Origin of the sequence: Kitasatospora sp. NPDC101157 (assembly GCF_044768255.1) — a bacterium.
In the GTDB taxonomy this organism is placed as follows: domain Bacteria; phylum Actinomycetota; class Actinomycetes; order Streptomycetales; family Streptomycetaceae; genus Kitasatospora.
This window is the reverse complement of record NZ_JBIWPL010000005.1, coordinates 372,779-391,708: the sequence shown is the minus strand read 5'-3', so window position 1 is coordinate 391,708 and position 18,930 is coordinate 372,779. Positions and strand designations below refer to the sequence as shown.

At 74.5% G+C, this 18,930-nt stretch carries 14 protein-coding genes; 2 read left to right on the top strand and 12 right to left on the bottom strand.

Annotation, left to right across the window (positions count from 1 at the left end; translation table 11 throughout):
• Positions 1 to 10: 10 nt before the first annotated feature.
• Positions 11 to 1,390: a diaminopimelate decarboxylase gene (gene lysA / locus ACIRVF_RS14325; RefSeq protein WP_402816586.1), complete on the bottom strand. Its 1,380-nt coding sequence runs from the start codon at positions 1,388 to 1,390 to the stop codon at positions 11 to 13.
• 17 nt (positions 1,391 to 1,407) lie between these two features.
• Positions 1,408 to 1,584, bottom strand: coding sequence for a hypothetical protein (locus tag ACIRVF_RS14320; RefSeq protein ID WP_402816585.1), 177 nt, complete (start codon positions 1,582 to 1,584; stop codon positions 1,408 to 1,410).
• A gap of 328 nt (positions 1,585 to 1,912) precedes the next feature.
• Between ACIRVF_RS14320 and ACIRVF_RS14315 the strand changes: the two genes are divergently transcribed.
• Positions 1,913 to 2,434, top strand: coding sequence for a universal stress protein (locus ACIRVF_RS14315; RefSeq protein WP_402816584.1), 522 nt, complete (start codon positions 1,913 to 1,915; stop codon positions 2,432 to 2,434).
• 19 nt (positions 2,435 to 2,453) lie between these two features.
• On the opposite strand, the gene ACIRVF_RS14310 is transcribed toward ACIRVF_RS14315, so the two are convergent.
• Genes ACIRVF_RS14310 through ACIRVF_RS14300 form a run of 3 tightly spaced genes read right to left on the bottom strand, consistent with a single transcriptional unit; the run spans position 2,454 to position 7,312 of the window.
• On the bottom strand, positions 2,454 to 3,674 hold the full coding sequence (locus tag ACIRVF_RS14310; RefSeq protein WP_402816583.1) for an alpha/beta hydrolase: 1,221 nt from the start codon (positions 3,672 to 3,674) through the stop codon (positions 2,454 to 2,456).
• 57 nt (positions 3,675 to 3,731) lie between these two features.
• Complete coding sequence (locus ACIRVF_RS14305) at positions 3,732 to 6,473, bottom strand: molybdopterin-dependent oxidoreductase (protein WP_402816581.1); 2,742 nt, start codon at positions 6,471 to 6,473, stop codon at positions 3,732 to 3,734.
• A complete protein-coding gene (locus ACIRVF_RS14300) occupies positions 6,470 to 7,312 on the bottom strand; it encodes an FAD binding domain-containing protein (protein WP_402816579.1) in 843 nt (280 codons plus the stop codon). Before ACIRVF_RS14300 ends, ACIRVF_RS14305 begins: the two co-directional genes overlap by 4 nt.
• 404 nt (positions 7,313 to 7,716) lie before the next feature.
• On the opposite strand from ACIRVF_RS14300, the gene ACIRVF_RS14295 reads away from it, so the two are divergent.
• Positions 7,717 to 8,157, top strand: a complete 441-nt coding sequence (locus ACIRVF_RS14295) for a hypothetical protein (protein WP_402816578.1) — start codon at positions 7,717 to 7,719, stop codon at positions 8,155 to 8,157.
• An 83-nt stretch (positions 8,158 to 8,240) separates the two neighbouring features.
• Here the strand turns inward: ACIRVF_RS14295 and ACIRVF_RS14290 are convergent, their stop codons facing one another.
• From ACIRVF_RS14290 to ACIRVF_RS14260, 7 genes are all read right to left on the bottom strand, one after another.
• Entirely contained in the window at positions 8,241 to 10,268 is a 2,028-nt protein-coding gene (locus ACIRVF_RS14290; protein ID WP_402816577.1) for an Ig domain-containing protein, read from the bottom strand.
• 257 nt (positions 10,269 to 10,525) lie between these two features.
• Positions 10,526 to 11,143 (bottom strand): hypothetical protein, encoded by a 618-nt coding sequence (locus tag ACIRVF_RS14285; protein WP_402816576.1) that lies wholly within the window; start codon positions 11,141 to 11,143, stop codon positions 10,526 to 10,528.
• Between the two features lie 131 nt (positions 11,144 to 11,274).
• Positions 11,275 to 12,606, bottom strand: coding sequence for a nitrate/nitrite transporter (locus ACIRVF_RS14280; RefSeq protein ID WP_402816575.1), 1,332 nt, complete (start codon positions 12,604 to 12,606; stop codon positions 11,275 to 11,277).
• The gene (gene nirD / locus ACIRVF_RS14275) at positions 12,603 to 12,962 is read right to left on the bottom strand and encodes a nitrite reductase small subunit NirD (RefSeq protein WP_402816574.1); all 360 of its coding nucleotides are present in this window, start codon (positions 12,960 to 12,962) and stop codon (positions 12,603 to 12,605) included. The genes ACIRVF_RS14280 and nirD overlap by 4 nt, the downstream gene beginning before the upstream one ends.
• Positions 12,959 to 15,550 (bottom strand): nitrite reductase large subunit NirB, encoded by a 2,592-nt coding sequence (gene nirB / locus ACIRVF_RS14270; protein ID WP_402816573.1) that lies wholly within the window; start codon positions 15,548 to 15,550, stop codon positions 12,959 to 12,961. The genes nirD and nirB overlap by 4 nt, the downstream gene beginning before the upstream one ends.
• Positions 15,547 to 16,749 carry an NAD(P)/FAD-dependent oxidoreductase gene (locus tag ACIRVF_RS14265; RefSeq protein WP_402816572.1) on the bottom strand — a complete coding sequence of 401 codons (1,203 nt, stop codon included), beginning with the start codon at positions 16,747 to 16,749 and terminating at the stop codon, positions 15,547 to 15,549. The genes nirB and ACIRVF_RS14265 overlap by 4 nt, the downstream gene beginning before the upstream one ends.
• Positions 16,746 to 18,887 carry a molybdopterin oxidoreductase family protein gene (locus tag ACIRVF_RS14260; RefSeq protein WP_402816571.1) on the bottom strand — a complete coding sequence of 714 codons (2,142 nt, stop codon included), beginning with the start codon at positions 18,885 to 18,887 and terminating at the stop codon, positions 16,746 to 16,748. Before ACIRVF_RS14260 ends, ACIRVF_RS14265 begins: the two co-directional genes overlap by 4 nt.
• Between the last annotated feature and the right edge of the window lie 43 nt (positions 18,888 to 18,930).

The window sequence follows — 18,930 nt, the reverse complement described above, 5'->3', positions numbered from 1 at the left end:
CGGCTCGGCGTCAGCGGCCGACTTCGCGCAGGCGGAAGTCCTCCACCGTCTCCCGGCGGATCAGCAGGCGGGCGCGGCCGTCGCGCACCGCCGCCACCGCCGGACGGCCGACCAGGTTGTAGCCCGAGGCCATGGACAGCTGGTAGGCGCCGGCGGCCGGTACGGCCAGCAGGTCGCCGGGGCGCAGGTCGCCGGGCAGCACGGCGTCCCTGACCAGCACGTCCCCGGCCTCGCAGTGGCGGCCGACCACATCGACCCGCGTCGTGCCCGCGTCCGACCGGCGGCCCACCAGCCGCACGCCGTACTCCGACCCGTACAGGGCCGGGCGCGGGTTGTCGCTCATCCCGCCGTCGACGGCGGCGAAGCAGTGGCCGTCGGCGCCGTGCTTGACGGACAGCACCCGGTAGACCGCCACGCCGGCCGGTCCGGCGATCGCGCGGCCGGGCTCGACGATCAGGCGCGGCACTTCCAGGCCCGCCTCGGCGCAGCGCACCGCCAGGCGGTCCGTCACCCGGACGGCGAACTCGGCGAGGTCCAACTCCCGGTCCCCGGGCAGGTAGCGGATCCCGTGCCCGCCGCCGAGGTCCAGCTCGGGCAGGTCGAGGCCGTGCCGCTCGCGCACCTGGGCGAGCAGCCCCACCAGCGCGTCCACCGCCCGCAGGTACGGCTCCAGGTCGGTGATCTGCGAGCCCAAGTGGCAGTGCAGACCGGCCAGTTCGAGCCCGGGCTGGCCGAGCACCCGGGCGATCGCGTCCGCCGCGTCGCCGCCCTCGATCGGGAAGCCGAACTTCTGGCCGCCGACCCCGGTCCGCACCGCCGCGTGGTGCCCGGCGGCGATCCCGGGGACGACCCGGACCAGCACCTTCTGCGGGGTGTCGGCCGCCACCAGCGCCGCCAGCCGGGCGATCTCGGCGGGGCCGTCGATCACGATCCGCCCGACCCGCAGCCGGCGCGCCAGCCGCAGCTCCTCCGGGGACTTGGCGTTGCCGTGCAGCAGGATCCGCTGCGCCGGGAAGCCCGCCGAGACCGCCAGCCAGAGTTCGCCGGAGGAGCAGACGTCCAGGCCGAGCCCCTCCTCCGCGACCCAGTCGGCCATCGCGCTGCACAGGAAGGCCTTGGCCGCGTAGAACACCTCGGCGTGCGGCAGCGCCTGCCGGTAGGCCCGCGCCCGGCTGCGCACCTCGCCCTCGTCCAGCACGTACAGCGGGGTGCCGAACCGCTCGGCCGCCTCGGCCAGCCCCACCCCGCCGACCAGCAGGTCGGCTCCCGGGCCGGGCCGCGCCGAGGACGGCCAGGGACCGCCGAGCGCGTCGGCAGGGGCCGCGACAGGGGCCGCGGCGGGGGCGGCGGCGGGGGCGGCGGCGTCAAAGGGCGCGATGAGCTGGGTCATGGTGGCACTCCTCCGGGTCAGTCTTCGAACTGCATCGCGATGCGGCAGCTCGCCGCACGGCCACGGTCGTGGGCGGGAGCGGAGGCCGGCTCCACGGTCCGTACCGTGGCCTCCGGCCGCTCGGTCGGACGGTGCTCGACGAGCCGGACGACCCGGCGTAGCGGAGGTTCGACGGCGAGGGCGGTGTCGTTCATGACGGGGGTCCCTTCGGACGGTGGGCCGTGCGGCCCGGACTCCTCCAGTGGAAGCCCTCCGCACACCGACCGCACCCGCCATTGACACAGGCCGTACGCCCCGGCTGCCGTCCTTGACGCCCTCCTGACACGCTCCGGAGCGGCCGTTCGTGCCGATCACCCAGGGTGTCAGGGGGCCGTCAAGAAGCGTGTGACCGGCGTCATGGTGGTGTCAGCGCCGGTACGGAGGTGGTGGTTCCGCGGTTCACTGGAGGCATCCGAAGCAAGGAGCACCCGACCGGCAGAACTCGACCGGAGAGAGCTACCGGAGAGACGGAGGCGAACGGCCATGACCGGGACCACCACCGCGAGCATCACCGGGGAGAACAACACAACCGCCCGGGTGATCGTCGGTCTGAGCGGATCACTGAGCAGCCTGGCCGCCCTCTACCACTCCGTCGGCGAGGCGGCCCGGCAGGCGGCCGTGCTGGTGCCCGTCGCCGCCTGGACGCCGAACGACCGGGACGGGCTGCGCCCGCTGTCCGAGCTGGAGCACGCCGCCCGGCGGCGTCTGGACATCGCCTTCGACCAGGCCTACGGCGGCTACCCGACCGGCCTGGTCATCCGCCCGCTGGTGGTGAACTCCGAGCCGGGGCCCGCCCTGGTCGCCGCCGTCACCGGACCGGACGACCTGCTCGTCCTCGGCGCCGCCACCCGGCGCGGCTTCGACCGGCTGCGCGGCACGTCGGTGGCCCGGTACTGCCGGCACCGGGCGGGCTGCCGGGTGGTCGAGGTCTCGCCGTCGGCCCTGCTGACCCGGCTGGAGCTGCCCGCCCGCACGGGGGCACCGCTGCCGCTGCTGGCCCGCTAGGACAGGCCCTGGGCGGAGGTCACGCCGGGTCCGGCAGGTGTGCGCTGAGCCAGCCGAGCGAGGGCGGGATCAGCCGGTCCCAGGTGGTGAAGTTGTGGCCACCGGTGTCCACCGTCGCCTGGGCCACCACCAGCGGCGGCCGGGCCTTCGCCGCGAAGGCGGAGGACGCGGCGTACGTGCCGCCGTCCTGCTTGCTGTCGGCGAGCAGTACGGCGAGCGCGGGCACCGGGAGGTGGGCCAGGCGCCAGTTCAGGTCGGCCTCGTTCCGGCGCTGCTGGCTGCCGCCGAAGAGGTCGCCGGTGGTCACGTCCTCCGCGGCCTTGAAGTAGCCGGAGAGCGAGACCGCGGCCGGGAAGGTGCCCGGGTGCACCATGCCGAGCTTGACGGCGCAGTAGCCGCCGGTGGAGTCGCCCATGACGCCGAGGCTGCCCGCGCCGCCCAGCACCCGGTAGGTGGCGCGCAGGTCGGCGGGCACGTCGGTGGTGAAGTAGCTCTGCGCCTGCGGGCCGTGCGGGACGTCCTCGCACTCGCTGTCCCGGGGCATGCTGGGCGAGGGACGCATCAGGACCAGGACGGTCGGCTTCATCGTGCCCTTGCCCAGCAGGTCGAGTTCGGTGGCCGGGTAGCGCAGCTTGGTGACCAGGTTGGCGGCGTCCCCGGGGAAGCCGGTCATCACCAGGACGGCCGGGAAGTGCCTGCCCTCGTTGCCGGGCTGGAAGTACTGCGGCGGCAGGTAGACGTAACCGTCGGTGCTCAGGCCGGTGGTGGGGCCGGGCAGCCGGACCTTGTCGAGCCGGCCGATCCTGGCCGGGTCCCGGCTGATCGATCCGGCGCCGGTGATCTCGGCGGTGCCGAGCACCTGTACCCCGGGCGGTCCGCCGGTCGGCCCGGGGCTCCCGGGGCTCCCGGGGCTCCCAGAGCTCCCGGGGCTCCCGGGGCTCCCGGGGCTCCCGGGGCTCCCGGGGCTCCCGGGAGCCCGCCCGGCGCCCTGGACGACGCCGACGCCGTGCTCGCGCCCGAGCAGGTCGGACCAGCTGCTGTAGAAGACGAAGTAGTCGTTGACGGCGAGCCCGAGCACCGCGAGCAGCGAGAGCTGGGTGACGGCGATGGTGCCGAGCCGCAGGAACACCGCGGGCCAGCTGCGGACGGCGAGCTTCGGCCAGACCCAGAGCGTGCCGAGCACCGTGAACACCGCGAGCAGCGCCGTCAGCGCCAGCAGCTTGTGACTGGTGAGTCCCATCGGTTCCGGCCTCCCCTACCACTGTGGACCACCGGCCGGGGAAGGGACTCACCTCACTCACGGTAGCCGCCGCCGTTCGGCCAGCGCCTGCCACACCTGGTCGCGCAGGAACGGCGGGTCGGTGAAACGGATGCCGGTGGCGTCGCGCAGCGCGTTGGCGAAGGCGGGGGCGACCGGGTTGAACGGGCTCTCGCTCATCGACTTGGCGCCGAGCGGGCCGATCGCGTCCGACGTGGCGCTGAAGTGCACCTCGGTGCGCGGCACGTCGGCGTACGCCGGGAGCCGGTAGCGGCGGAAGGCGGCGGTGGTGACCTCGCCCCGCTCGTCCAGCAGCACGCGTTCGAACAGTGTCGCGCCGAGCGCCTGGGCGACCCCGCCCTCGACCTGGCCGCGGCACTGCATCGGGTTCATCACCCGCCCGGCGTCGGCGCCGTGGACGCTGCGCAGGATGCGGATCTCCCCCGTGTCGGGGTCGACGGCGATCCGGAACCACTGCGAGTTGAAGGCCACCGAGCGCGGCGAGCCGCCCCAGTGCCCGGCGGCGGAGAGTTCCACCCCGCGCTCGCGCGCGGCCTCGTGGAGTTCCTTCAGCGGGATGCTCCGCCCCTCGCACTCCACCGTCTCCGCGCCGAGCCGCACCAGGGCGCGCGGGCTGCGGGCGTGGTCGGCCGCGAAGGCGGTCAGCCGCTCGGCCAGGGCGTCGGCGGCCCGCAGCACCGCCTTGCCGGCGACCACGGTGCCCGCCGAACCGAAGGCGCCGGTGTCGTGCCGGACCACGTCGGTGTCGGACTGCCGGACGGTGATCCGGTCGACGGTCGTGCCGAGCGCCCCGGCCGCGATCTGCCGGTGCACGGTGGTGGTGCCGTTGCCGAACTCGGCGGTGCCCACGGCCAGGTCGTAGCCGCCGTCGGCGAGCAGGCTGACGGTGGCGTCGGCGAAGTGCCCGCCGGGCGGGCCGGTGGCGATCATCGCCATCGCGAAGCCCTGGCCGACCAGCCAGCCCTCGGGGGCGTCCTCGGAGCTGCGGTCGTCGGCGAGGGCGTCGCGCACCACCTGGAGGCACTGGTCCAGGCCGTAGCTGGCGATGTGCAGGTCCTCCTCCTCGCCGCCGGGGCTGTGCATCGGCTCGCCGGGGCCGATCACGTTCCGCTCCCGGAACTCCAGCGGGTCGACGCCGAGCCGGCGGGCCAGCTCGTCCATCGCGGACTCGACGGCGAAGGTCACCTGCCCGAGCCCGTAGCCCCGGAAGGCGCCGGCCGGGACGGCGTTGGTGTACACCGAGTACGCGTCGACCTTCTTGTGCGGCACCCGGTAGACGCCCATCGACTCTCCGACGCTGTGGAACATCACCGCCGGGCCGTGGTTGCCGTACGCGCCGGTGTTCGCCACCACCCGGAACTGCAGGGCGGTCAGCGTGCCGTCCGCCTTGGCGCCGGCCTTGACGGTGACGGTGAACGGGTGCCGGGTGGTGGCGCCGTGGAACTGCTCGGCCCGGGTGAACTCCAGCTTCACCGGGCGGCGCAGGCGCAGCGCGGCGAGCACCGCGATGTCCTCGGTGAGCATCTCCTGCTTGCCGCCGAAGCCGCCGCCGACCCGGCCGGCCACCACCCGGACCTTCTCCTCCGGCAGGTCGTACAGGGCGCACAGGGCGCGCCGGGTGAGGAAGGGCACCTGGGTGCTGGAGCGGACGACCAGCCGGTCGCCGTCGTCTCCGGACTCCTCGAAGTACACCACGCAGCCGTGGGTCTCCAGGCTGGCGTGCTGGACCCGCTGGGTGCGGAAGGTCTCCTCGTACACCACGTCCGCCTCGGCGAACCCCTGTTCCACGCTGCCGAGTTCGCCGTGCACCTCGCCGCAGACGTTGGACTCCGGGCGGGCGATCCGCGACTGCGGGCCCTTGGGGTGCAGCACGGGCGCGCCGGGGGCCATCGCCTCCTCCGGGTCGAGCACGTACGGGAGTTGCTGGTACTCGACGACGATCCGCCGGCAGCCCTCCTCGGCGGCGGCCTCGCTGTCGGCGACCACGGCGGCGACCCGCTGGCCGACGAAGCGGACCACGTCGTCCAGCACCCGGGTGTCGTCCGGGTCCTCGGTCGGGTGCTCGTGCCGGGCGGAGGAGTAGAGCCGCTCGGGTGCGTCCCGGTGGGTGAGGACGGCGTGCACGCCGGGGACGCGCAGGGCGGCCGTGGTGTCGACGGCGAGTATCCGGGCGTGCGGGTGCGGAGAGCGCAGCAGCTTCATGTGCAGCAGGCCGGGCACGTCCAGGTCGAAGGTGTAGCGGGCGGTGCCGGTGACGACCTGCGGGCCGGCCGGGGCGCCGAGGTTGCGGCCGACGGCGTGGCCGGGGTCGGGCTCCTCGGTGTGGCGCACGCCCCTGATCGCGTCCTCGATCGCCCGGTAGCCGGTGCAGCGGCACAGGTTGCCCTTCAGCGCCCGCGGCAGATCGGCGAGTTGGTCCTCGTCGAGGGCGCCGGCGGTCATCAGGAAGCCGGCCGTGCAGAAGCCGCACTGGAAGCCCTGGGCGTCCAGGAAGCGCTGCTGCACCGGGTGGAGTTCGCCGTCCGGGCCGGCCAGGCCCTCCACCGTGGTGACGGACCGGCCGTCGGCGCGGGCCGCCGGGTAGAGGCAGCTGTGCACCGGGCTGCCGTCGACCTGCACGGTGCAGGCGCCGCAGTCGCCCGCGTCGCAGCCCTTCTTCACGCCGAACCAGCCGCGTTCGCGCAGGTAGGTGCGCAGGCACTGGCCGGGGCGGGGCTCGGCGTCGGTGGGCCTGCCGTTGACGTGCGTCGCGAAGCTCATCGCGCTGCCTCCTGCTCCATGGGGTCCGGGGTGCTCAGTTCGCGGCGGATCTGTTCGGCGAAGCGGAGGGTGAGGTGCCGCCGCCACGCGGGCAGTCCGTGGATGTCGTCGAAGTACTCCTCCGGCCGGATGCCGTCCCGGATCGCTTCCTCGACGGCCGCCGCGTTCGGCTCCGGCGGGAACCAGAACCGGAACGGGCGGACGGTCGAGGCGGTGACGGTGAGGGTGAGCGAGCCGTCCGCCGGGTCCAGGGTGCCGATCAGCAGGGCGGCGGAGCGGCCCAGCCCGTACAGCGAGGCCTGACGGAAGGCGGTACGGCGGGCCAGGGCGCGGGCCGGCAGGGTGATCGAGCGCAGCAGTTCGCCGGGCGCCAGGTCCTTGCGCCCGGCGCCGGTGACGAACTGCGCTACGGGGACGCGGCGTTGCCCGCCGGAGGGCGCGCGCAGCAGGCAGACGCCGTCCAGGGCCGTGGTGAGCGAGATCATCGGACCGGCGGGCAGCGCGTTGCACAGGTTGCCGCCGACGGTGGCCGTGTTCCAGACCTTCCAGGAGGCCAGGAAGGCCCGGCAGCACTGCTCTACCAGCGGCGCGGCCGTCCGGTCGAAGGTCCGGGCGTGGCGGGAGAGCTGGGCGATGGTGCAGGTCGCGGCGATCTCCAGGCCGCCGTCGGGTGTGGGGGCGAGCGGCTCCCAGCCCATCCGGCCGAGGTCGATCAGCCGGCGGATGTGCGGCTGCGGTTCGGAGAAGAGGTACGTCCCTCCGCCGAGCCAGGCGTCGCCGGGCCGCCAGGTGCCGCCGAGGCGGGCGTCCCGTATCTCGGCCACCGTGTTCAGGTCCATGTCGCCCCACCGTCCCCGGCCGGTCTCGTTCGTTCGGTACGGCGATTGAAGCTTCCGGCGGGCGGGCGTCACGAGTGGCTCCGGGCACCATTCGCACCGCCCGGGTGCTGGTTGATCCTCCAGGACGTCCATGGACCCGAACCCTCCGCAGACAAACTTCGACACGGGTGTCGAAGTTGACATGACCGGGTTATGCTGTCGGCGGCCCAAAAGGTGGAATTCGGCCCCCGTTAACAGAACTCCCGCACTCGGTTGAGTTTTTGACGGCTCGTCAACCCTGTGCACGAGCTTTCACCGTCCGGCCCGTCCCAGCGTGCCCCTGTCCGCCCGCCGCCGTTGTACGGAAAGTGAGTCGCCGCGCCCGCCCCCGCCCCCCGGTATCCCCGCCGAGGAAGAGGTTTCCCATGACGACGTCCCGGCTCTTCCCTCGCCCCGGCCGGGCGGCGGTGCTGCTCGCCGCCCTCGGCCTGCTCGTCCTGGAGGAGATCGCCCTCGGCCTCGCCGAGGAGGAGGACCGCCCGGTCATCGGCGGCGCCCTGATCGGCGTCTCCTGTTCCGGACTGCTGGTCGTCGGGGCGGTCCTGCTCAGCAGGTGGCTCGACGCCCGCCGCCCGCTCCCGCTGCCGCCGCCCGGCCCGAACGGGCGGGAGTACAGCGCCCGCGCGCTGGAAGGCTTCCCGATGGAGGCCGTCCGCCCGCTGCTTCTCGCCGAACACGCGCCACAGCTGGGGCAGTTGTACTCGGCCTGGATGCTGGCCAGGGCCGGCCGCCCGGCCGCCTGGATCGCCCGTCGGCTCGACCTCCCGCTCGATGCCGTCCAACTGCTGGTCGACGCCGCCGGTTGAGCGCCGACACCCGGTAGTCGGTGGAACGGCTCCGGCCCCGGAACCGCTACGCGCGGTTCCGGGGCCGGAGTTCGGGTGCCGGGTCAGCTCTCGCGGGCCGAGGCGTCGTCGATCAGGAACGCGGTGCCCGGAGTCGTCCCGGTCTCGTGCGAGACCAGCTTGAGGCCGATGGTGGTCCCCCAGCCGACCTGCCCGATGAACGGGGAGAGGTCCACCGACTGGTACTGGTAGCCACCGGTGGCGTTCTGGCTGGACCAGGTCCGCACCGTGCCGAGCGGCTGACCGGTGTACTGGTCGATCGCCACCAGCGACAGCGTGTCGGGCGCGGCGGCCGAGGTGTTGGTCGACTCGGTGTCGAGCCAGAAGGAGAAGGTCGCCCGCCCGTAGCCCGGGTAGGTGTTCAGGTAGGTGGTGATGGAGTCGTCCGTCCCGGTGTTCTGGCCGAGCCAGGCGTACCAGGAGCCGGAGTGCGGAGCGTGCAGGCTGGACGGGGTGATGATGTTGTACCCCGACGGGCCCCAGGAGTCCGTCATCACCGTGTGGTTGACGTCCGCCGAGCCGTTCTCGAAGCCGGGGTCGATGAGCTGCTCGATCGCACCGCAGCCCGTTCCGCCGCCCGCGCCGACGCTCTCCCAGAAGCCGGTGGACGCCGACCTGCCCGCCGGGTCCGTCGCCGTCACGTTGATCCGCTGGTAGCCGTTGGTCGCGGCCGCCGTGCCGGAGATCACCCCGCTCCTCGCGTCGATCGACAGCCCCTGCGGCAGCCCGGTGGCGCTGTAGCTGAGGGCCGAACCGGTGCTGGAGACGCCCACCGCCGGGATCGACAACGGCTGCCCGGCCTTGTCGGTCCGGTCGCACATCGTGCTCACCGACACCGGCGGGTCGGCCACCACCGGGTCGGAGGCCATGCACAGGTGGTCGGCGTTGGACCACAGGGTCTGCAGCGGGAAGCTGCCCGTCGCCAGGTCCTCGAAGAACAGCCCGCCGTTGGCACCCTTGGGGATCCAGGCGCACTTGTCGCCGATCTCCTGGCCGGTGGCGTCCGTCCAGCCGCCCGGGGTGTTCGGGTCGCTCACCGTCTCCGCGTACTCGTGGCCGCCGATGATGCCGTAGCCGTCCAGCCGGCCCCTCGGGGTGTTCTCACCGAACCAGTTGGTGCCGCAGCCGGCCACGTCCGTCAGGTACGGCATGTTGGTGTAGGCGAGCTGGCCGTACGGCGAGCGCTGGAAGTCGTGCCAGGCGCAGTAGCCCAGTTCCTTCCACTTGTCCGGGTCGGTGCCCTGCGGTGAGTCGATGACGTACTGGACGTTGCGGTTCTGCGCCTCGGTCAGGTTGCCGAAGTGCTTGGCGGCGGCCAGCGCCTCGGCGCCGAGCTGCGGCTCGGTCGCGGCCTGCGGTGCGGGGGCACTGTTGTCCACCCAGACGCCCGCGAGCACACTGCCCTGCCGCGGGTACGGGATGTGCGCGGACCCGGCCGGGCACTGGACGGAACCGGTGGCTATGCCCTCGCAGTACTGGGTCAGGACGGCGCTCCACCCGTCGCCGGAGCTGCCGAGGCCCTTGAAGAAGTCCTGCTGGTAGGGGGCGGCCTGGTCCGGGTCGCCGGTCACCACGGTGTCGCCGGACGCGTTGGTCGACGCGGTGCCCCACTGGGAGCCCCAGAGCACCAGGTAGACCTTGGGTGCGCCGATCACCACGCCGGTCGACTCCTGGCCGCCCTTGTAGGTGACCTGGAGGTCGTACTGGTTCGCGACGTTGCCGTCGCCGTCCTTGCCGCCGGTGCCCGGGTCGGCGCCGTCCACCAGCTGGGGCGTCTTCTTGACACCGCCGTTCGCGGCACCGCCGTTCGCGCCGCCGCCGTTCGCGGTGGCGACCGGGCCGGTCCTGGCCGCCGCGGCCCGGCGCGGGCCGGACTTCTGCGGGGCCGCGGTGGCGCCCTTCGGCGTGCCCGGCTGGACCGCGACGGTCGTCGCCCGCGGCGCGTGGGAGTCGGCCATCGCGGACAGCGGACTGCTGAGCGCGGCGCCGGCCAGGGCCGCGGAGAGCGCCACCAGCGCGGTGCGCGGGGCGCGTCGGCCGGGTGGGGAGGTGCGGGATCGGAATCTGAACACGGGTCGGGTTCCGTCTCTCGTGACATGGGGGAAGGGTGCACGGATTGCGGTACGTGTACGGAGCTGACAGCTCGTCAACCGGATGCGGCGGGGGATGGGAACCGGATCTCGCCCGGACCGCTGTGCAATGCGCCATATGATATTTCACTGACTGGCGCACACAAGCCCCAACCATCCGCGGAGGCACGGATTTTAACTGCGCCTTACCGGAGCCGACCGCACCTTGACCCGACCGGGCCTTGACGCTCCCGCCGCCGTCAGACCCGCCGGCCGGCGTTCGCCTGCGCCACCAGGAACGGCACCAGTCCGCGCTCCGCGAGCGCCGACCGCCAGGCCTCCCGGGCCCGCACCAACTCCCCCGGCCCGTCCGCCTCCCCCTCGGCCGGCCCCTCCCCCCGGGCCGCGGCCCCCAACAGGCCCGCCCCGCCCACCAGCAGCGACACCGCGCCCACCCCGGCCGCCACAAGGCCCGCCTCCACCAGCGCGCGCCCCAGCACCCCCATGTCCTCCGCCAGCCCCAGCAGGTACCCGAGCAACAGGAGCACGACCGCCGCCGCCACCGCGACGATCGGCACGATGACCCCCAGCACGCCCCACCAGCCCGACGCCCGCCCCCGCGCCGGCTCGTCCGCCGGCAGCCGGGCCTCCGCGTCGGCGTCCGCCCGCAGCAGCGCGTACCGCTCGTACTCCGGCGCCGCCGCGGCCAGCACGTACTCCGCGTTCTCCCGCGCCGTCCTCCGCAGCCGCTCCACTCCCCGCAGCTCGTCCCCGACGTCCCGCAGCGCCGCCCGCACCTGCGGGGCCGCCAGCGCCCTGCCCAGCTCCGTCTCGAAGTCGGCCCGGTCCTGCTGCGGCAGTCGAAGCGGCCTGTCCATGCTGTTCCCCCGTCGTGCCGTCCACTTGTTCTACAGAACTGTAGAACACGCGGCAGGACGGAAACAGCCCTGCTCATCCGTGGAGTCGCGGAAGGACGCGGCGGCCCGGCCGGGTGGCCGGGCCGCTCGCTTCAGCGCCGCCGGAGCCAGACCGTCCAGGTCAGGGCCGAGCACAGCAGGTAGGCCGCCAGGAAGGCCAGGTAGGCGGTGTCGCCGTTGTGGCTGGCCTGGAAGGACTGACGGAAGGCCAGGTTCACCAGGACGCCGCCGAAGGCACCGATCGCGCCCGCCAGGCCGATCAGGGCCGACGTCCGGCGGCGGGAGTCGGCCTCGGTGGCCGCCGGGTCGGCCCCGGCGGCGATCGCCCGCTGGGCGACGGCCCGGTAGTGGGCGGGGATCATCTTGTAGGTGGAGCCGTTGCCGAGACCGCTGAGCACGAAGAGCGAGACGAACCCGCCGAGGAACAGCGGCAGCGAACCCGCCCGGGAGGCCGTCAGCACCACCGCGGTACCGGCGCCCATGGCGGCGAAGGTCGCCAGCGTCACCTTGGCACCGCCGTACCGGTCGGCGAGCCGGCCGCCCACCGGTCGCAGCAGGGAGCCGAGCAGCGGGCCGAGGAAGGTGAGGGCCGCGGCCTTGACCGGGGTGTCGAAGCGGTCGTGGAACTGCACCTGCAGCACCTGCCCGAAGGCGAAGCCGAAGCCGATGAAGGAGCCGAAGGTGCCGATGTAGAGGGTGGACACGGCCCAGCCGTACGGGTCGCGGGCGACCTCGCGCAGCGCCCCGCCCTCGCCGCTGGAAGCCACCGGAAGGTTGTCCATCCGCCACCAGGCCCCGGCCGCGGCGAGCAGGATCAGCGGCAGGTAGATCAGCGGCAGCAGCCGGGGGTGGGCGGCGCCCGCGGTGGCCAGCACCAGCAGGCCGAGGAGTTGGACGGCCGGGACGCCGAGGTTGCCGCCGCCCGCGTTGACGCCCAGCGCCCAGCCCTTGAGCCGGTGCGGGTAGAAGGCGTTGATGTTGGCCATCGAGGAGGCGAAGTTGCCGCCGCCGACCCCGGCCGCGCAGGCCACCGCGAGCAGGGTGCCGTACCGGACGCCGGGTTCCAGCACCACCGCGGCGAGCGCGGTCGGCACCAGCAGCAGCAGGGCGCTGATCACCGTCCAGGTGCGGCCGCCGAAGCGGGCGACGGCGAAGGTGTACGGCAGCCGCAGCAGGGCGCCGAGCGCGGTCGGCAGGGCGGTGAGGGTGAACTTGCCCGCGGTGTCGATGTGGTACTCGGGGCCGAGGAAGAGCACCAGCACCGACCACAGGCTCCACACCGAGAAGCCGATGTGTTCGGAGAGGACGGACAGGACCAGGTTGCGCCGGGCGATCCGGGCGCCCTCGCGGGCCCAGAACTCCTCGTCCTCGGGGTCCCAGACGGCCGGCGGAGCGGGTCTCCCCGTCTCCAGGACGGCCGTCACGCCGCCGCCTCCGCGTCGAGGGCCCGGACCGGCCAGCGGCGCAGGACGGCGGGGGCGCCGTCGGGGGCGGTGTCCTCGTCCAGACAGCGCCCGTCGGTGAGGTCGTACACCTGCTTGTACATCGGTGAGATGAGGGTCGGCCGGTCGCCGCGGCTGCCGAGCAGGCCGCGGGAGAGGACGGGGGCGCCGCTGAACGGGTCGAGGTTGTCGACGGCGTACAGCTCTCCGGAGCCGGTGCGGAACAGCGCGACCTGCTCCGCACCGGCGAGCAGCACCGCGACGCCGCGGCCGGGCTGGAGGTCGGTGAGGGCGCAGACGGTCTGCCAGTGGGCGCCGTCGTGGATCTGTACGGTCACGGGGTGAGCACCTCCGGTCGGGCCCCGGCGACCAGCACCGGGGAGTTGAGGGTGTGGCCGGCCTCGCCGGGGCGGGCGGGGCGGATCTGGCCGCGTTCGGGGACGAAGGTCACGGCGGGGTCGGGGGTTCCGGGCGCGTTGACGAAGGAGGCGAAGCGGCGCATCCGGTCGGGGTCGGCCAGGGTCTCGGCCCATTCGTCCCGGTAGCGCTCGATGTGACGTTCCATCAGTTCGTCCAGCTCGGCGGCGATGCCGAGCGAGTCGTCGAGGACGACGGCCCGCAGGTGGTCGAGGCCGCCCTCCAGCCGCTCCAGCCAGACCGAGGTGCGCTCCAGCCGGTCGGCGGTGCGGATGTAGAACATCAGGTAGCGGTCGATGGTGCGGATGAGGGTGTCGCGGTCGAGGTCGGCGGCCAGCAGGCCGGCGTGCCGCGGGGCCATGCCGCCGTTGCCGCCGACGTAGAGGTTCCAGCCGGCCGAGGTGGCGATGACGCCGAAGTCCTTGCTCCGCGCCTCGGCGCACTCGCGGGCGCAGCCGGAGACGGCGGCCTTGAGCTTGTGCGGGGAGCGCAATCCCCGGTAGCGCAGTTCGAGTTCGATGGCGAGGGCGGTGGAGTCCTGGACGCCGAAGCGGCACCAGGTCTCGCCGACGCAGGACTTCACGGTGCGCAGCGACTTGCCGTAGGCGTGCCCGGACTCGAACCCGGCGTCGACCAGCTTGCGCCAGATCACCGGGAGCTGGTCGACGGTGGCGCCGAACATGTCGATCCGCTGGCCACCGGTGATCTTGGTGTAGAGGCCGTGGTCGCGGGCGATCTCGCCGATGGTGATCAGCCCCTCGGGGGTGATCTCGCCGCCGGGCACCCGGGGGACCACGGAGTAGGAGCCGTTGCGCTGGAGGTTGGCGAGGAAATGGTCGTTGGAGTCCTGGAGGGCGCCCTGTTCGCCGTCCAGGATGTGGCCGTTGCCGAGGCTGGCCAGGATGGAGGCGACGGTCGGCTTGCAGATCTCGCAGCCCTCGGCGCCGGTGCCGTGCCCGGCGAGCAGTTCGGAGAAGCTCGCCGGTCCCGTCACCCGGACGATCTCGTACAACTCGGCGCGGCTGTGGGCGAAGTGCTCGCACAGGCCCTGGGCGGTCGGCACCCCGGCGGCCTCCAGCTCCTCGGTGACGACGGTGCCGAGCTGCTTGAGGCAGCTGCCGCAGCCGGTGCCGGCCCGGGTGCACTTCTTGACGGCGGCGACGCTGTCGGCGCCCTGCTCGCGGACGGCGGCCCGGACGGCCCCCTGGGTGACGTTGTGGCAGGAGCAGAGCACCGCCTCGTCGGGCAGCGCGACCGGCCCGCCGGCCCCCGCGAACCCGGCCGGCAGCACCAGCTGTTCGGGCGCGACGGTCAGCGGCTTCCCGGCGACGGCCAGCGGGCGCAGCGCGCCGTAGCCCTCGGTGTCGCCGACCAGGACGCCGCCGAGCAGCGCGCCGTCGGCACCGATCACCAGCTTGCGGTAGACGCCGCTGCGGCTGTCGCTGTAGAGCACGTCGAGCGCTCCCTCGGCACTGCCGTGCGGGTCGCCGAAGCTGGCGACGTCGACGCCGAGCAGCTTGAGTTCGGTGGAGGTGTCGGCGCCCGTGAACCCCTGGCCCTGCTGCTCCGCGATGGTGCGGGCGGCCGTCTCGGCCATCTGGTAGCCGGGGGCGACCAGCCCGTAGACCCGTCCGTCGGCGGCCTGGGCGCACTCGCCGATGGCCAGCACCGCCGGGTCCTCGGTGCGGCAGTGGGCGTCGACCACGATGCCGCCGCGCCCGCCGACCGGCAGTCCGCAGTCCCGGGCGAGCTGGTCGCGGGCGCGCACCCCGGCGGAGAAGACCACCAGGTCGGCGGGCAGCTCGCGGCCGTCGGACAGCGCGAGGCCGCGGACCCGGCCGTCCGGTCCGGTGAGCACGCCGCCGGCGCCGGCGCTGGTGTGGACGGTGACGCCGAGCGCCTCGATCCTGCGGCGCAGCGCGGCGCCGCCGCCGTCGTCCACCTGGACGGCCATCAGCCGGGGCGCGAACTCGACCACGTGGGTGGCCAGGCCCCCGGCCCGCAGGGCGCCGGCCGCCTCCAGGCCGAGCAGTCCGCCGCCGACCACCACGCCGGTGCCGGCGGTGGCGGCCCCGGCGCGGATGGCGTCGACGTCCTCGATGGTCCGGTAGACGTGGCAGCCGGGCGCGTCCGTCCCGGGCACCGGGGGCACGAAGGGCACCGAGCCGGTGGCCAGCACCAGGGCGTCGTAGCGGACTTCGGCACCGGACCGGGTGGTGACGGTCCGCCGGGCCCGGTCGATCGCGCTGACCGGGTCGCCCAGGCGCAGGTCGATGCCGTGCTCGGCGAGGAAGCCGGACGGGCAGAGCGTGAGGTCCTCCGGCGTGCTGCCGGAGAACAGCGAGCTGAGGTGGACCCGGTCGTAGGCGGGCCGGGGTTCCTCGGCGAGCACGGTGACCCGCCAGCCACGGGCGGCCGGCTGCTCGCTCCAGGCCTCCAGGAAGCGCTGGCCGACCATGCCGTGGCCGACCAGGACGAGGTCGCGGACCGTGCGGTCGTCTGCGGTCATCGAGGGACTCCTTGGGTGAGCAGGTGCAGGGGGTGGCCGGCGAGGGCGCCGCCGTCGGCGAAGGCGCCGGCCAGCGCGTCCACGGTGGCCAGGTCGCCGAGCAGGATGGCGCCGACCAGCCGGTCGCCGCGCAGGACGAGCTTCTTGTAGCTGCCGCGGGTGGCGTCGGTGAGCCGCAGCACGTCGAGTCCGGGGTCGAGGGTCTCGTCGACGGTGCCGAAGGCCGCGTACTCCAGGTCGCCGGTGCTGAGCCGGGCGCGCGGGCTGGTGCCGGGGTAGCGGGCGCCCGGTTCGGCGCCGGAGAGGCGGCGGGCCAGGACGTCGGCTTGTTCCCAGGCGGGGCCGGCCAGGCCGTGGACGGTGCCGCGGTGCTCGGCGCAGTCGCCGATGGCGGCGACGTGCGGGGCGGCGGCCAGCCGGTCGTCCACCAGGATCCCGGTGTCGACGGGCAGCCCGGCCGCGTGGGCGAGCGCGGTGCGCGGGCGGGTGCCGCAGGCGAGGACGACCAGGTCGCAGTCCAGCCGGTAGCCACTGGCCAGTTCCACCGATCCGACCCTCCCGCCGCCGTGCACGGCCCGGGCGCGGTTGCCGGTGTAGCAGTCGACGCCCAGCGCCCGGAGGCGTTCGCGCAGCACGGCGGCCGCCTCCGGGTCGAGCTGGCGCTCGATCAGGTGCGGCGCCTGGTGGACGATCTCGGTGCGGACACCGAGCGCCGCCAGCGCCCGGGCGGCGCTCACGCCGAGCACCCCGCCGCCGATCACCACCGCCCGCTTCGCCCCGACGGCCTCCTCGGCGAGCCGGGTGCAGTCCTCCAGGGTGCGCAGCGTGTGCACGCCCTCCGCCAGACCGTACCCGTCGGGCCGGCGCAGCCCGCGCACCGGCGGGAGCACCGGGTTGGCGCCGGTGGCGAGCACCAGCTCGTCCCAGGACTCCACGGTGCCGTCGGCCAGCCGCAGGGTGCGGGCCGCCACGTCGAGGGCGACGACCTCGCAGCCGGGCCGGGCCGAGGCCCCGCCGAGCGGCAGGGCGATCGACTCGGCGTCGTAGCGGCCGGTCAGCACCTCGGCGAGCAGCACCCGGTTGTACGGGGCGCGCGGCTCAGCGCCGTACACGGTCACCGCACCGGCCCCGCCGAGGGCGGCGTACCGCTCGGCGAAGCGCGCGGCCGCCATGCCGCCGCCGACCACGGCGATCCTCATGTCGTCACCTCCAGGTGGGCGCGCTCCACCCGGACGGCGCAGAGCTTGAACTCCGGCATCCGGGAGACCGGGTCGAGCGCCGGGTTGGTGAGGCTGTTGGCGCGGCCCGCGCCCGCCCAGTGGAAGGGCATGAACACGGTGTCCGGCCGGATGGCGTCGCTGATCCGCGCCGGGGCGACGGCCCGCCCGCGCCGGCTGGTGACCGCGAGCGGCTCGCCGTCCGCGATCCCGAGCCGCTCGGCCAGCCGCGGGTGCAGCTCGACGTACGGGCCGGGCGCGGCCGAGTTGAGCTCGGCGACCCGGCGGGTCTGGGCGCCGCTCTGGTACTGGGCGAGGATCCGGCCGGTGGTCAGGTACAGCGGGTACGCCTCGTCCGGCTCCTCGGCGGCCGGGCGGTGGGTGACCTCGGCGAAGCGGGCCCGGCCGTCCGGGGTGGCGAAGCGGTCCAGGAACAGCCGCGGGGTGCCGGGGTGGTCCTCGGACGGGCAGGGCCAGAACACCCCGTCCTCGGCGGCGATCCGCCGGTAGCTGATGCCCGCGTAGTCGGCGTCGCCGCCGGCCGAGGCGCGGCGCAGCTCGGCGAAGGCCTGTTCGGCCTCGACCGGGAAGCCCTCCGGCACGCCCAGCCGGGCGGCCAGCTCGCGCAGCAGCCACAGCTCGCCGCGCACCCCCTCCGGCGGGTCGAGGGCGCGGCGGCGCAGGATCACCCGGCCCTCCAGGTTGGTGGTGGTGCCGTCCTCCTCGGCCCACTGGGTGACCGGCAGCACGACGTCGGCGAGCCGGGCGGTCTCGGAGAGGACCAGGTCGGCGACCACCAGCAGGTCCAGCGCGCGCAGCCGTTCGGTGACGTGCCCGGCGTTGGGCGCGGAGACCGCCGGGTTGGAGCCGGCCAGCAGCAGCGCCCGGACGCCTCCGGGCCGCCCGAGGCCGTCCAGCAGCTCGTACGCGGACCGGCCCGGGCCGGGGAGCGACTCGGGGGCCACCCCCCAGACGGCGGCGACGTGTTCACGCGCCGCCGGGTCCTCGATCGAGCGGTAGCCGGGCAGCTGGTCGGCCTTCTGGCCGTGCTCGCGCCCGCCCTGGCCGTTGCCCTGGCCGGTCAGGCAGCCGTAACCGGCGTACGGGCGGCCCGCGTTGCCGGTGGCCAGGCAGAGGTTGATCCAGGCGCCGACGGTGTCGGTGCCCTTGCTCTGCTGCTCGGGGCCGCGCGCGGTGAGCACCATGCCGGTGGCGGCCTCGCCGAACATCCGTGCCGCCCGGCGGAGTTGGTGGACGGGGACCCCGGTGATCCGCTCCACCCGGTCCGGCCAGTGGGCCATCGCCGACGCGCGGGCCGCCTCGAAGCCGGTGGTGCGGGCCTCGATGAACTCCTCGTCCACCAGGCCGTCCGCGATCACCAGGTGGAGCAGGCCGAGGGCGAGCGCCAGGTCCCCGCCGGGGCGGGTCTGGAGGTGCAGGTCGGCCAGCTCGGCGGTCCGGGTGCGGCGCGGATCGACCACGATCAACCTCCCGCCGTTCTCCCGCAGTTCGCGGAGGTAGCGGACGGCCGGCGGCATCGTCTCGGCCGGGTTGCCGCCGACCAGGACCAGACAGCCGGTGTGCGGGATGTCGGCCAGCGGGAACGGCAGGCCGCGGTCCAGGCCGAAGGCCCGGCGGTGCGCGGCGGCGGCCGAGGACATGCAGAACCGGCCGTTGTAGTCGATGTGGGAGGTGCCCAGCACGACCCGGGCGAACTTGCCCAGCAGGTAGGCCTTCTCGTTGGTCAGCCCGCCGCCGCCGAACACGCCCACCGCGTCCGCGCCGTGCTCGGCCCGGGTCCGGGCCAGTCCTGCGGCCACCCGGTCCAGCGCCTCCGGCCAGCTCGCCGAGCGCAGCGGGCCGCCGGGCCGGTCCCGCAGCAGCGGACCGGTCAGCCGGGCGCCCCGGGCCAGCAGCGCGGGCGCCGTACGGCCCTTGCCGCACAGCGCGCCCCGGTTCACCGGGAAGTCCGGGCGCTCCAGGACCTCGACGGGAAGGCCGGCGCCCTTCGGGCCCGCCTGGTCGGCGCCGGGCGACAGCCGCATCCCGCACTGCAGCGAGCAGTACGGGCAGTGGGTGTCGGTGGCCGCGGTGAGGGCGGCGGGGCTGGTCGGCGTCATGCCGAGAAAGGTCGCCGTCCGCTGTTTCGCGACCGCTTCGCCC